12 protein-coding genes and 1 pseudogene are annotated in these 13,666 nt (G+C 40.3%); 2 read left to right on the top strand and 11 right to left on the bottom strand.

Going from position 1 to position 13,666, the window contains the following annotated elements:
* Window positions 1–2 precede the first annotated feature (2 nt).
* From FJN11_RS01860 to FJN11_RS01850, 3 genes and pseudogenes are all read right to left on the bottom strand, one after another.
* Window positions 3–530: a YqeG family HAD IIIA-type phosphatase gene (locus tag FJN11_RS01860; protein ID WP_246039354.1), complete on the bottom strand. Its 528-nt coding sequence runs from the start codon at window positions 528–530 to the stop codon at window positions 3–5.
* Window positions 531–544: 14 nt separating this feature from the next.
* Window positions 545–1,453: a magnesium transporter CorA family protein gene (locus FJN11_RS01855; protein ID WP_140223921.1), complete on the bottom strand. Its 909-nt coding sequence runs from the start codon at window positions 1,451–1,453 to the stop codon at window positions 545–547.
* 51 nt (window positions 1,454–1,504) lie between these two features.
* Window positions 1,505–2,071: pseudogene (locus tag FJN11_RS01850) on the bottom strand (mechanosensitive ion channel family protein).
* Window positions 2,072–2,222: 151 nt separating this feature from the next.
* Here FJN11_RS01850 and sstT point away from each other — a divergent pair.
* Window positions 2,223–3,428: a serine/threonine transporter SstT gene (gene sstT / locus FJN11_RS01845; RefSeq protein WP_140223920.1), complete on the top strand. Its 1,206-nt coding sequence runs from the start codon at window positions 2,223–2,225 to the stop codon at window positions 3,426–3,428.
* Between the two features lie 67 nt (window positions 3,429–3,495).
* The gene (locus FJN11_RS01840) at window positions 3,496–4,449 is read left to right on the top strand and encodes an aromatic acid exporter family protein (RefSeq protein WP_140223919.1); all 954 of its coding nucleotides are present in this window, start codon (window positions 3,496–3,498) and stop codon (window positions 4,447–4,449) included.
* 50 nt (window positions 4,450–4,499) lie between these two features.
* Here the strand turns inward: FJN11_RS01840 and asp5 are convergent, their stop codons facing one another.
* Genes asp5 through asp1 form a run of 8 tightly spaced genes read right to left on the bottom strand, consistent with a single transcriptional unit; the run spans window position 4,500 to window position 13,664 of the window.
* Entirely contained in the window at window positions 4,500–4,724 is a 225-nt protein-coding gene (gene asp5 / locus FJN11_RS01835; protein ID WP_140223918.1) for an accessory Sec system protein Asp5, read from the bottom strand.
* A gap of 4 nt (window positions 4,725–4,728) precedes the next feature.
* On the bottom strand, window positions 4,729–4,908 hold the full coding sequence (gene asp4 / locus FJN11_RS01830; protein WP_140223917.1) for an accessory Sec system protein Asp4: 180 nt from the start codon (window positions 4,906–4,908) through the stop codon (window positions 4,729–4,731).
* 1 nt (window position 4,909) lies between these two features.
* A complete protein-coding gene (gene gtfB, locus FJN11_RS01825) occupies window positions 4,910–6,247 on the bottom strand; it encodes an accessory Sec system glycosylation chaperone GtfB (protein WP_140223916.1) in 1,338 nt (445 codons plus the stop codon).
* Window positions 6,240–7,751, bottom strand: a complete 1,512-nt coding sequence (gene gtfA, locus FJN11_RS01820; protein ID WP_140223915.1) for an accessory Sec system glycosyltransferase GtfA — start codon at window positions 7,749–7,751, stop codon at window positions 6,240–6,242. The genes gtfB and gtfA overlap by 8 nt, the downstream gene beginning before the upstream one ends.
* 11 nt (window positions 7,752–7,762) lie before the next feature.
* Window positions 7,763–10,135: an accessory Sec system translocase SecA2 gene (gene secA2 / locus FJN11_RS01815; RefSeq protein ID WP_140223914.1), complete on the bottom strand. Its 2,373-nt coding sequence runs from the start codon at window positions 10,133–10,135 to the stop codon at window positions 7,763–7,765.
* Entirely contained in the window at window positions 10,128–10,568 is a 441-nt protein-coding gene (gene asp3, locus FJN11_RS01810) for an accessory Sec system protein Asp3 (RefSeq protein ID WP_004260817.1), read from the bottom strand. The genes secA2 and asp3 overlap by 8 nt, the downstream gene beginning before the upstream one ends.
* Window positions 10,565–12,100 carry an accessory Sec system protein Asp2 gene (asp2, locus tag FJN11_RS01805; protein WP_049551805.1) on the bottom strand — a complete coding sequence of 512 codons (1,536 nt, stop codon included), beginning with the start codon at window positions 12,098–12,100 and terminating at the stop codon, window positions 10,565–10,567. Before asp2 ends, asp3 begins: the two co-directional genes overlap by 4 nt.
* Window positions 12,084–13,664: an accessory Sec system protein Asp1 gene (gene asp1, locus FJN11_RS01800; protein ID WP_049551806.1), complete on the bottom strand. Its 1,581-nt coding sequence runs from the start codon at window positions 13,662–13,664 to the stop codon at window positions 12,084–12,086. Before asp1 ends, asp2 begins: the two co-directional genes overlap by 17 nt.
* Between the last annotated feature and the right edge of the window lie 2 nt (window positions 13,665–13,666).

Genomic DNA, 13,666 nt, shown 5'->3' with positions numbered 1-13,666 from the left:
AGTTAAATTCCTTTTTTATATGTAATCAGTCCGTACTTTTCAGTAATTTGCTTCATCACACGGCGCTCACGAGCTCGGTTAATCTGCGTTTTGATCGAGTCATGTTGGACCAAGGGTTTGACTAAAATCGAGCGAATGCCTGCACGGTGGGCTGCTCGTATATCTGTCATGAGCTGGTCACCAACCATGACCACTTCGCTTTTCTCATAGTGGAATTCCTTCATGGCACGATTAATCCCAAATGTGAAGGGTTTCAGAGCCCAATAAACGTAATCAATCCCAAATTTCTCAACTGCTCGTTGGACACGTTTTTTGGTGTTATTTGAGACTACGATAATGCGAATGCCCGCGTCCCGAAGGTCATGTAGCCATTGCTTCATCTCTGGCGTCCCATCAGGGTTGTTCCAAGCAATGAGGGTATTGTCCAAATCGACCAAAACAGCCTTGATTCCCTGCGCCTGCAGGCTTGGGACTGTCAGATCATAAACTGCTTCCACAGCAAAATCTGGCATGTAATTTTCAATCGCCATTCTGGCTCCTTTTCTTAACTTTTTTTCGCAATTTTCCTTAGTAACAATGACAAGACAATCCACAACCCAGCACTAGCCAAACTGATGTAGAGCCAAGCATGGGGCTCATCTGTTAAAGGTAGGGGAACATTCATTCCGAAAAAGCCTGTCACGACTGCCAAAACCGCTAGCAAGACTGAAATGATGGTCAAGGTTGTCAAATTATCATTCAGATTATTGTTTAGGATGTTGTTGTAAGATGCTGATAGTTGTTGGAGTACTTGAGAAATCAAGTCTGTCATGGATACCAGCTGATGAGCCTCAATCATGGCATCATCAAACTGTTCTCTCTCAATCTCGTTAAAACTGCGATAGAGGGCATGCCCTTGAATATGCTCGAGCAACATGCGATTTTGCTTGGCAGCCGCAGTGAGGTAAACCATACCAGTCTCCAAGTCGGACAGCGCAAAAAGATTTTTCTTAGTTGTTCGCTGACGCAAGAGCCCATTGACCTCATCATTACTCTTGTCCATCTGCTCGATGACAGGATAGTAGGCATTGCTGATGATTTCCAGACTGGCAAAGAGAAACTTATAAATCGAAAGCGTGTCATGATTCTCCAGATAACGGATCATCTGTTCAATGACATAGGCGTTCTTGGTATTACTAATGGTAATCAGGCGACGATGTTCCACGATAAAGGTCATAGGAAAAGCTTCGTAGTATTCCTTATCCTTTTTCAAGTTCAAGACATTGTAGATAAAGGTCACAGTCCCATTTTCACGGTGATAATCCATGTGAGCGCGCTCATTTCTATCCAGCGCGTATTCGATGGTTTCCTTGTCCAAACCGTAGATTTCAGAAAGGTCCTCTAGTTTTTTCAACTTGTCCAAATCTAGGTTAATCCAGGTACAACCATTGCCCAACTGTTTTTCTAAAAACATCTTCTCTCCTTTACCAAACTCTTTCTATTGTACCATAAATCTGCTAAAATTTCAGGCCTGGTCTGTCCGAGAGAAATTGCTGACAACGGTGATATTCCGATTGGGAACGAAGTGCAGAACCTGGTCTTCTCCTCTGAGTTGCGTTGTTCGAATGCCGACGCTGACAACCTTGCCCGATACAGTAATAGGCCCATTTGTCAGAACGACCTCATCTCCCACATCCAGTTGATGTTCAAAGAGGATGAAAAAGCCATTGATGACATCAGACAGAAAACCTTGGGCTCCCATACCAATGGCCACCCCAGCAATCCCAGCACCTGCCAGCAAACTAGAAACTGGTAAACCCAAAATAGACAAGATACAGTAAAGCAAAAAGAAATAAAGGGTATAATTAAACACATTCTATAATAAACGTGAGATGGTTTTCTGACGCCCGACATCATGACGAGACATTTTTAGAGAAGGTTTAACAATTCTCTGCACCATGGTATGGAGCAGTTTCTTAGCTATATAAAAGAGTAAAAATAGGAATAACAGAGAAATTAACTTGGTTAAGATATTCTCAATAATCGTTGTAACATCAAGCTTATTGAGGTAGGTTTTAAAAAATTCTTGCATAGAAAACTCCTTTCATTTATTATACCATACTTTCACAAGTGATGAATCTCCATAAATATTCAAAAATAATAGCCAAAATAGACAGAAAATTCTTGATTTTAGTTCATATTTATACTATAATCATAAACATTACACAACTAAGGAGGTTGTTATGAAAAAATTCATTCATGCTTGGAATAAGGCAAGCCTAATCAAACGGATTTTGATTGGTATGCTTATTGGAGGAACCCTAGGACTGACACTTCCTAACATTTCAGGAATTGGTCTACTCGGAGATCTATTTGTTGGCGGTCTAAAAGCCATCGCACCTATTCTAGTCTTTGCCCTCGTTGCTAACGCCCTTTCCCAACATCAAAAGGGACAAGATAGCAACATGAAAACCGTTATCTTCCTTTACTTGGTGGGAACCTTTGCTGCTACCCTTATCGCTGTACTAGCAAGTTTCATAGTCCCTGTTGAGATTACCTTAAATAGTGCCAATACAGAAATCGCACCACCAGATGGGATTGGCCAGGTCCTCAGCAATCTCTTGCTCAAACTGGTTGACAATCCAGTCAATGCCCTTGTCACAGCCAACTACATCGGTATCCTGTCTTGGGCAGTTGTTTTCGGTATTGCTATGAGAGAGGCCAGCAAAAATAGTAAAGAATTGCTGAAAACTATGGCTGATGTGACTTCTAAGATTGTCGAATGGATCATCAACCTAGCTCCATTTGGAATCCTTGGCCTTGTCTTCAAAACCATCTCTGATAAGGGGATCGGAAGTCTAGCTAACTACGGAATCTTGCTTGCCCTCTTGGTGACAACTATGTTCTTTGTGGCTCTGGTAGTCAATCCACTAATTGCCTTCCTCTTTATGAAGAGAAATCCTTATCCCCTCGTTTTGAAATGTTTGCGTGTCAGTGGTGTGACAGCCTTCTTCACTCGTAGTTCTGCGGCCAACATCCCTGTCAATATGAAACTTTGCCACGACCTCGGACTAGATCCAGATACCTATTCGGTTTCTATCCCACTCGGTTCTACTATCAACATGGCCGGAGCAGCGATTACTATTAACGTTTTGACCCTTGCTGCAGTAAATACTTTGGGAATCCCTGTTGACTTTGCGACAGCCTTTGTCCTCAGTGTAGTAGCAGCAATCTCAGCCTGTGGTGCTTCTGGTATTGCCGGAGGTTCCCTCCTTCTTATCCCAGTTGCTTGTAGCCTTTTTGGTATTTCTAACGATATTGCCATGCAAGTTGTCGGTGTTGGATTTGTGATTGGGGTCATCCAAGACTCATGTGAAACAGCTCTCAACTCTTCAACAGATGTCCTCTTTACTGCCGTTGCCGAATACGCGGCAGCCCGTAAAAAATAACTCATAAAGGCAAGCCTGCTCAGGTCTTGTCTTTTCCGCTTTTATTCTAACTTACTAGGAAATCCTTATGTCTATTAGCCAACGTACGACCAAGCTCATCTTAGCTACCTGTCTTGCCTGCCTTCTTGCTTATTTTCTCAATCTCTCCTCAGCTGTCTCGGCTGGAATCATCGCCCTCTTGAGCCTATCCGATACCCGTAGAAGTACCTTAAAACTGGCCCGCAATCGACTCTTTTCCATGCTCCTAGCTCTAACTATCGGTGTTCTGGCTTTTCACTTGAGCGGATTTCATATCTGGAGCCTCGGCCTCTATCTAGCCCTCTATGTGCCTCTAGCCTACAAGATGGGCTGGGAAATTGGCATCACACCAAGCACTGTTTTGGTTAGCCATCTCTTGGTGCAAAAATCAACCTCTCCAGACCTTCTAGTCAATGAATTCCTTCTCTTTGCTATCGGTACAGGATTTGCCTTACTGGTTAATCTCTATATGCCTTCACGAGAAGAGGAAATTCATCACTACCACACATTGGTAGAAGAAAAGTTAAAAGATATTCTTCAACGCTTCAAATATTATTTATCCAGAGGGGATGGACGCAACCGAGCACAGTTAGTTGACGAATTGGACACACTTTTGGAAGAAGCCCTCAGACTGGTCTATCTAGATCACTCTGACCACCTCTTTCACCAGACCGACTACCATATCCACTATTTTGAAATGAGACAGCGACAAAGTCGTATCCTGCGAAATATGGCCCAACAAATCAACACCTGTCACCTAGCTGCCAGTGAGAGCCTAATTTTAGCCCAACTCTTTTCAAAAATTGCCGGTCAACTGAGCCAGACCAATCCTGCTTCTGATTTACTAGATGAAATCGAACGCTATCTGGAAGTCTTCCGTAACCGCAGTCTACCCAAGACAAGAGAAGAATTTGAAACCCGAGCCACCCTTCTTCAACTCCTACGTGAAGCCAAAACCTTCATCCAAGTAAAAGTTGACTTTTACAAAAAATATGGACAGTAAAAAAGAAAACTTCAGACCAATCACAAAAAGTGAAAATCTGGAGTTTTCTTTTATTTGTAAGTTAGCACCATAAAGGTTAATAGTAGGATGAATAAGGCCAAACTCACCAATAAAGTGAAGACCTTTACCAGGGTGTTGCTCTGCCAGTAGCTTGGTTTACCAATATTACTGGTGGCATCCATAGAGAATAATTGATTTTGGCGGGGTTGTATGGTTACCAATACAATCAAAGCAAGAGAGAGGACAATAGTTAAAACAATCAGTATGTCAATCATAGGCCTACCTCAAAATTCCTAGCAAAGTAAAGAACAAACCGATTAGAATCATTAAACCCAAGATGAGTGAAAAAGTTTTACTAATCTTTTCCCCTCGGGTTTCTTTTTCCTTCTTGATAGGTTTTTGTTTCAACTCCTCCATGCGACCTTCAACGTCTTTGTAAAATAAATCTTCGTCTGACATATTAGCCTCCTAAAACGGTTTGCATGGTTTCCTGATATCGCACCAAGTCAACATAGTTTGCATGCTGGCCTTGTTTGCCAAGTGCCTGACGCATTTGATCAACATCTGAAAGAGCCAGTTTAATGGTCTCAATCAAAGCAGAAACCTCACTACTTTCAAATAGATGGTCTGGAGCGATATAAAGTCTATTGTGTACCGTTTGGTTGAATCCAAGAATCAAGAGATTGTGTTCAAAGGCCTGACGTACTGCCTGCAACAACTCATTGCTGTGATTGATATCCAAGTAAATATCCGACAGTTGATACAGTTCCTGAATCTTCTGTGGACTAGCATTCTGGTAAAGGACCACATTAGGATAACGAAGCATATCTAAGAGCTTAGAAGACATCTCTGTCACCGCTGCGATGCGGAAAGTGACATCAGGCAGGGCTTCTACGATTGCTTCCACTTGCTCAATCTGATCTGAATTAGTCAAGATTAAGGCATCTCGTCTTAGGAAATTATCGCGTTTAAACTGATAATGGTAACCCAAGTGCACAAACTGATCATGGTATTTCTCGTCAGTTAACTCCAAAGCGCGCTCATAAGTCGCCTTGTTTGGAATGATAATTTTCTTAGTACGCACATCATCGCTTTCCAAAATCAACTGCATATTGCCTGGAATGGCGTCATAGAGGGGTTCCTGCCAAACCAAAACATCTGATCCAGACTTATCTGGATGATGGAAGGAAACTAAGAAAGGTGTCGCTAGAGTATTAAAGATAAGCTGACTGGTATCGATTTCCAAATCTTGCAAAAAGAAGGTGATAAATTCAACCTTATTTGCAAAGTAACGCATGGACTGACCAGGTAAGGTCAATAAGATATCACCCGTTACATGGTTTTCAAGTAAAACTTCCTGACCATTGACATCTTGGTAAACCGTCATCACCGGCTCACTATCTGCGCTAAAGGTTGTTGTAGCAAAGCAAGCTCCGAAGCGATTATAATGGTCAACCTGACGGACTCTACCTTCCAGGTCTTTCCAATCTACCTGTTTTACCAAGCGAGCCTGCATTCCATCAGCATAATGAATAAGAGCTCTCTCCTCTGTCATATCTTCAATACGAGCAGACTGATTATTTCCTGAAATTTCCCAAAAAGCTGGAACAGGGACTTGGTTAAAATAGAGAGGTTTTCCCTTTTCATATCCTAGATAATAGGTAAAAGGAGATACTAGACCATCAGGCAGAAAACCATCTGCATCGATGACTACTCCAAGATGAGAAAGACCAGTAGCCATGAGACTTTCATGTAAATCTCGACTTTCCTGACTATAACGATCATAAAGTTCAATCATGGAGCACCTCCTCTACTGTTTTCTTCCACTTTTCTAAAATTTCTTCGGTTAAGAAGCCTTCTGCAATCTGATAAGAATGGGCACGCATGGCTTCCAAACGATTTTCTTGATACAATTGACAAATCTTGGCTGCATAAGCTTGCTTGATTTGATCTTCCACATGGTCAGATGAACTTGGAATCAGATAACCATTTTTCCCATCCTCTATAAAGGTCTGATTACCATAAGGCACATCAAAACCGATTAGAGGAAGGCCTGAACCAATAGCTTCCATCAAGGTCAAACCAAAGCCTTCGCTGGTTGAAGCAGTCAAGTAGACTTCATACTGACTATAAATCTGCGAAAGTTCCGCATGTCCCTTGAGTTGGATATAATCCTCAGCCTGATGAGTTGCAATAATGTCTCGAAGCAGAGAATCCTCTCCACCACTACCATAGATATCAAAGGTTAATTCAGGGATTTCCTTACGCGCCTCAATGACCGCCTTGACCAACCAATCAATGTGTTTTTCTTTAGCAAGACGCGAAGCAGTAATCAATGAAAATGGCTTACGTCCCTGACTTGACTCAGTTAATGCATCAATACTGCCTACAGGAATGGTAACAATCTTTGGTTGGTGCTGGGTGTATTTGGCAAATTGCTCTTGCAACACTTCCTTTTGTCTGTCAGTGGATACGATAAAGAAGTCAACCTTATCTGCATTGGTAAACTGATAGTCATAATAGTTGTTCCAGAGGATGTAATCCTCATTTGTAGCATTTTCACTATAATGCTCCGCATGAACGACTACCGCTAAATGCGCCGCTTGTGCTTCCTCAAACACAACCTGTCCAATACCTGTCTCCCTATCGAGAATGACCAAATCTGACTTGTTCAAATTCAAGGATTTCATAAAAGCACGCATGAAGGCTGGCTTCCCATAGAAAATCTTATCCTTAAAACGGTAAACTTCTTCCTTCCCTTGATTCATCAAGATATCATAGGCTGGAGTTCCGTCTTCATTGTAAAAAGTTCGTTGGTATAGGACTGCAACATTGTCCTTGGGAGCAAAATACTCGCTACAATAACGCGTATAAGAAAAGTAATCCTTACGAATCAGGTTGCCCTTAAAAACATACTCTACATACTGGACCAAGTCCTTGTTCTCATCCACCAAATAACAGGTGACAAACTTATCTTGGTCAGAAAAGAAGACACGCAAAACCTTGCCATTCTTTTCTCTACGACTTTCAACACCGTCAAACTTAGACAAAACATCCTCAACCGTCACGCTAGTCGGTGCAATCTTGATATCTGTAAAGTGATTATAAAGCCAGATAACTTGCTCATCATCAAAACCAATATTGGCTGTTAAGTGCTGAATGTTATCCGCTAAAATCATATCTGTAAAGATAAACTTAGAGGACAGATTTAATTTCCGAAAAACACCAGCACGGTAGGCTTGGGCGTATTCAACACCGCTACTAGCCCATCCAAGTCCTAAATTTATATTATAAATTGTCATATTTTCTCCTCTTATGGAAAATGAGTCATAATCTCACCCTTAGAAGTGACTTCAACCAAGCCCATCAGGAGATTACGAACCATATCCGCACGGATTTGTTCTTTCATAGCTTCAAATCCCGCGTAGGCTTCTTGATAATACTCTACAATCGGGTTTTTCTGACTAGCAGACTGACCACCTATAGCCATAGATAACTGTTGTAGATAGTCTACCTGCTCTACCCAGTTGTCATCAATAGCCTTGAGCATGGAGAGTCGTAAAAACTGTTCATACAGACCATGTTGATCAAGTAATTCTTTCTTTTCAGAAAGTTCTTTATCAATCACCTGTTTCATAAAGCTACGAACTGCAGTTTTGTCAGTCACATTTACATAGTCTGGAACCTCTTTAATATGAAAACTAATATTGGTCACTATAAAGTGGAAGAGTAGCTCTCGGCTTTCATATTCTGAAGAAGTCACTTGATCTATGTAGCTAGTAATGATTTCATCAACAACATCTTCCAAGTCACGAGAACCATCTATTAGACGATTGCGTTCCTTGTAAACCATATCACGTTGGATATTCATGCTCTCAGCATACTCTAAGGTCTGACGACGTGCCGAACGCCCAGCACTATCACTGGCATGCTGAGCTCTTTCAACTAATCTCCGATACTTGCGTCCCTTAAGAATCTCTGGTTGTGTCATATCTTTAACTTGGTAATCTTTGTACTTTTTATGCACCCAAGAAGGACCAAATTTCTTAATAACATCGTCCTCTAAGGATACAAAAAACTTACTCATCCCAGGATCTCCCTGCCGGCCAGAACGACCACGGATTTGAAGGTCAATCCGCTGACTCTCCATCCGCTCTGTTCCAATGACAATCAATCCACCAAGCTCAGCAACTCCCTTACCAAGCTTGATATCTGTACCACGTCCTGCCATAGATGTTGCAACTGTTACTGCTCGCATCTGACCTGATTCAGCGATGATTTGGGCTTCACGCGCAGCATTATTGGCATTGAGAACATTGTGGGCAATCCCTTCACGAAGCAAGAGCGATGAATAAAGCTGAGACATTTCAACTGAACCGACAAAAACCAATAAAGGATTCCCCTTAGCATGGTATTCTTTGATGTATTCTAAAGACGCATAAACTTTCTCCGGTAAAGTCACATAGAGATTATCTGGATAATCAATCCGTTGCTTAGGACGATTGGTTGGAATCCGAATAACGGCCATATTATAAGTCTCAAGAAATTCTTTTTCTGCTACCTTTCCTGTCCCCGTCATACCAGATACTTTTTTAAACATCTTAAAAAGACTTTGATAGGTGATGGAGGCCATTGCCCTCGTTTCAGGAGACAACTTCACGTGTTCCTTGGCTTCAATGGCCTGATGGAGACCTCCCTGCAATTTGGTCATTTCCATTAAACGACCAGTCCCCTTATCCACCAATACCATCTCATTTCCACGAATGATATAGTCCTTGTCTTTAGTATAAAGTTTATGGGCTCGAATCGCATAAACTAAATGACGAGCAAAGGACGCATGTTCTTCCTTATATAAATTATCAATTCCTAGGAAACTTTCAGCAGACTTGGCACCCTTAGTAGTAAGCCAGATCTCCTCCTTCTCCTCTTTGAAAATATAATCTTCTCCCTCGACCAGCGTTGTCACCAGTGTATCAATGATTGCATAGTAATTAGACTGAACACGGGGAGAACCCGCAATAATCAGAGGAGTTTGTGCACTATCAAGTAAAATATCATCAATTTCATCAATAATGACATAGTTAAAAGGTCGCAAAAACTTACCTTCTTCATTCGAAGCCAGATTATCATTTAGGTAATCAAAACCTAAATTACTATTGGTTGTATAGATGATATCCGAAGCATAGATACGTTTCTTTTCTTCAGCTTTCATTTCCTTCTTTGGATCTTCCACAAATGGTACCCCAATGGTCAAGCCTAGGAAACGATAAACTTGGCCCATTTCCTCTGCATCACGCTTTGCTAAATACTCATTAGGCGTAACAACCATCACACCCTCTCCTGAAAGAGCGTTCAAATAGACCGGCATGGTGGCTGTTAGGGTTTTCCCTTCCCCTGTGTTCATCTCAGCAACATTTCCATAGTGCATGACGATCGCTCCCATGACCTGAACATCATAGGGGAACATCCCTAAAATCCGCTTGTCTGCTTCACGCGCCACAGCAAAAGCTTCTACTAAAAGATCATCTAGACTTTCTCCCTTGGAAAGACGCTGACGAAACTCCACTGTTTTAGCCACTAATTCTTGATCCGAAAGAGAGGACATCTTGCCTTTTAAGCTATTAATCCTCTTTAAAATCTTTTTCACTTTCCTAAGCTGGAAATCTTGACCTAAATGTCTAAACACTTCTGATCTCCTTGATAGAAAAATGATAAAAAGTTATGGATTCAAAACCAGCACTTAAAAGAGAAACTTGATAAGTATAACTATCTTCTGGATAAGTAAATATAAAATCTTTCACTTTTTCTACCTTTTCTTCTAAAATATCACCATAGCGGTCAAAAAAAGTTATCTTGGTATAAACTCCATTTTCAGGCTGACAATCAAAAACCAGTGATAGTTGATATTCCTGATTTCTTTTTAGTAAAGGAAGCTGGGGCTGAGTCCGTGCAGCCTGGTAATTTACACTAGAAAACCAAGTCTTTAGAATTTCACCAGATGGCAATAGAGGATTATACAGACGAACACTTTTGTCAGGGTAATAAGATACAGTTGACCCGTACATATAAGTCCCGCCCACTTCTCCCCAATGAATAGACTGTCTCTGTGTGATAATCATTCTTTCTCCCTTCCAAAACCACTTGCTAGTACCATTCGATAAAAGTGAAGAAACCAAGCAATATTGGTATCTGTATCATCATTGTGTCGCCCAGCAGTTCCTTTAGATAAAATCTTGGCACCTGTATTACATAAATAAGTAACTAGATTCTCATAAGCCTGAGGATCCATATCTTCATCCTTCATGTAGGACAAACCAAAGGTTGTCTTTGAAAAATTTGCTTGTTTAAATACTTTCCAAAAACGCTGGTCTAACTCCAACATGTGATTTAGGCTTACTCCTCCAGTTTGATGTTTTAAAACATCAAAACTCGTAGGAAAAACTCTAGGACTTGCTAAACGTCCGCGGCTAGCTATGGTTCCTAAGTTTGCCAAGGGCTTACCAACTATAATAGCATGAGGTTCAAAAGAAGCACCATAATAGAGAGCCGGAAACGTTCCCATAGAAAGGCCTGATAAAATCAAATCCTTGCGATCAAAGCCTAAATAATCAAGATAATGAGCAATCGTCTCTTTGACCTTTCCCTCTAGCTCATCCGTTCCTAGATAAAAAGCTCCCCCCTCTAAACGTGGATCAGAAAATAAAATGAAGGGACATCCTAGAGTTTTCATCATAAAGTAACCCTCGAATCCTTCTGCAGGTCGATAACCTGCAAAATAGATAGCTAAAGGCGGTCTAAAATCACCTGGATGGAAGAAATAGTTTATTTCATCACGCTTGGAATCATGTAGGATATTTCCACCAAGAACAAACTTACCAAATTGTTTTCGACTCCAACGTTGGTGAAGATTACCAAGTTTGATAGTTCCATGACCTCTTGCTTCAACGGATATCGAGAGAAAGTAATCTCCATCTCGACTATCCATAAAAAGTGCTTGCTCCAAGTCTTTTTCAGACACTATTGTCTCTTCAAAGAAATCATCAACAGAGCCACTCCATATTTTACGAATAACCAAACGAAAGTCACAATTTCCTTGCTTTTCATATTCAAGCCACAACTCAATAGGGAGTGTTTTTTGAACCACTATATTATAAGCCCAATAGGCAAGTTGGGTAAAATCTTGTCCAAATCCACCTTCCAAACCGACATAATCCAATCCTTGATAAAAAATAGCTCCTGTAAAATTTGGATTCACTTGTATCGTTGAAGGAAAGAGTTTATCACCATACCCACCGCCAAAAAGAGATTTACTCAAATCATTGATTAATTGTTGGGGACTTGAAAAATCAATTGCTTGTGCACATCGTTTTTTTAGAAAATCCACAACCTCTCTGTCATTTATTTGTATATTCTGGTTATAAAATAAAGTATAAGGTTCAAAATATTTTACAAAGGAAAATAAGTCTTTAGCATACTGACCCTCTTCTATTAAAACTGCATGAAAACGGCTAATATCCTCTTTTTCTATTATTTCACGAAGGGCTACTGATGAATTGGGGTAAAAATGATACCAACTCATATTTTCAGGAATGTCATACTGATTTCCCCAATTGGTAAGTCCTATCTGTAAAATATTAAGTTCCTTTGACATTTTTAACCTCCTCTATCCATTTTTTTAACTTTTCAATAAATCGTTGTCCAGTGTGCTCCTTAATCTTATCAATCGAATAAATCAAGGACTCATTCCACTCTTTCAATCTATCTGTGTAATAATGTGCTGCCTTAGAAAATTCTGTCACATCTGCTAACAAATAACCATTTTTCAGATGTTCAACATAGACGGTTTCAACTAGGTTGATTTGAGGAATCCCTGCACTAATACCAGCTATCTGTGTGTAGAGATGAGGATGTCTATTCAAATCCACAATCAAACGGACAAATTCTAGGTTTTTTATCAAATCTAACTCATCATTCAAGTTGACAAACTGCATGCGTAAGTCCTGGTGTTGATTTTCTTCTAGAGGATTTTCTGCATCACCATAATCAATCGCCTTTCCCAGACTTTCGTATTGAATGTTTTCTTGGATGAAAGACTCAACAATCCCTTCCACTTCATTCATTTGATCTTGACTAGCAGCAAATGCTCCAAAAATCACCTCAGTATCTTTATTTTCAGCGACAAAGGACAAGACTTGAAGCAGAGCTTCCTTATCAATCCCCTGCTCAAAATCCAGTTGATAATAAATGATGGATTCTTTCTTAGTTTGGCTTCGTCCCAATCGTAAACGGGTGTCAAAAGATGATAAATGATAAAATTGATGCATTCGTTCAGGATACAACTCCTGCAACAATCGTAAACTATCCTCTCTATCCACCAAAATCAAATCTGATTTTTCAAAAGTTAATTCTAAATCCCTAAAGGTATCTTGAGGATTACGTCCAATGAAAAGACTCAACAGTTTCGGATTTTTCTTAGGTAAGCGGTCTAAGACCAGCTGATTATGATGAGAATGAGAAGGAAGCATAAAAATATCCTGGTCCTTCACATACTGTTGCAGATAATTCTCAAAAAATTCTGCCACCAAGTCTCCCATGTCTTGATAGATAAGCGCTTTAAAGCGATAACCAAAAATTGGATTGACTTCTACCCGTCCGCCTTCTTTTAAACGCTCTCTGAATTGCCACACTCCCTTGGGATTCAGATATTCTTGATAAGCCACTTGCCCATCTTCAAAAAAGATAACACTCGATACAAAGCCACGATCATCCATGATATAGTGCATATGTATTTGACCATTCGGTTCAAAATACTGTATATCACTGATGAAACCTTCAACTCCGTGTTCAACCTTAGCAAATTTCTTCCCATTTTTTTGAACGATAATCGTAAAGGGACTATAAATAAATTCACAGTCATCATCCCACTCAATATCTCTAATGTTTAACACTTGGGTATGGAGATTATGAAAATCTTGCATAACATCAAAAACGGAATAAGTATCCGTTTCTAACACACCATGTCTATGTAAAAAATAACGTAGATGAGGCTGGTAAGCTAATACTAATAGACGAGAATCTGTATCTTGCTCTTGAAAGAGCCGAATCTGATGAAAGGTATCGTCAAACTCTAGACGAAAATGAGAAAAATACCATGGAGTGATATCTGCATGCCATTTCCTCTCAGAACCATACCAAGCTGGAATAAAATAATACATAA

Source organism: Streptococcus symci (genome assembly GCF_006385165.1).
GTDB classification, from domain to species: Bacteria; Bacillota; Bacilli; order Lactobacillales; family Streptococcaceae; genus Streptococcus; species Streptococcus symci.
This window is presented reverse-complemented; position numbering and strand designations above follow the sequence as displayed.